This window comes from Lactobacillus sp. HMSC08B12, assembly GCF_001808415.1.
GTDB classification, from domain to species: domain Bacteria; phylum Bacillota; class Bacilli; order Lactobacillales; family Lactobacillaceae; genus Lactobacillus; species Lactobacillus delbrueckii.
This window is the reverse complement of sequence record NZ_KV793210.1, coordinates 1-719: the sequence shown is the minus strand read 5'-3', so window position 1 is coordinate 719 and position 719 is coordinate 1. Positions and strand designations below refer to the sequence as shown.

Below are 719 nucleotides of genomic sequence, written 5' to 3'. Positions count from 1 at the left end.
AATAGCATTGGATATGTTTTTGAATTCGGTGAAAACCATGCTTAAAATTGCTAGAAAAACATTGACTTGCTGGGCGACTTGCTTGGCAAGTCTTTTTTTATTAGTACAAGTTGCATGTGATTTGTACTTGCCGACGGTGACGGCCAACCTGGTTGACAAGGGGATCATTGGCAAGAACCTGCCCTATATCTGGCAAACCGGGGGCAAGATGCTTTTGGTTTCTGCCTTGGGCCTGCTGGTGGCTTTTGGCAACATTTACTTTGCCTCCCACCAGGCCATGCAGGTCGGCCGGCGGCTTAGAACCATGCTCTTTGCTAAGGTCTTGACCTTCTCTGATGACATTTCTCTCATGCAGCCCGCCGTGACCCTGGTCCTTAGCTTGACCAATGTGGGCATCGTTTTTCTGGGCAGCCGCTTAATTAGCGGCAGAATCATGGAAATCGGCAGTCTTTTGACTTTCCTGACCTATGCCACCCAGATTCTGATGAGTTTCATGATGCTATCCATGCTCTTTATCGTGATTCCCCGGGCTTCTGTTTCAGCCAAAAGAATTATTAGATGCCGAAAATCAGCTCCAGGACCCGGTTAAGCCAGTATCTATGCCCAAGGGTCCGGCAGAGCTGGAATTTGACCAGGTTAGCTTCCGCTATGCCGGTGCTGAAGAGGCAGCCTTAGAAGGAATTAATTTCAACTTAAACTTCCCACTTGCAAACGTGGGC

1 protein-coding gene is annotated in these 719 nt (G+C 48.4%); it reads left to right on the top strand.

The genetic code is table 11. From position 1 onward, the window contains the following. The first annotated feature begins 127 nt into the window (after nt 1-127). Complete coding sequence (locus HMPREF3168_RS10510) at nt 128-589, top strand: 6TM ABC transporter family protein (protein WP_371440837.1); 462 nt, start codon at nt 128-130, stop codon at nt 587-589. Nucleotides 590-719 lie beyond the last annotated feature (130 nt).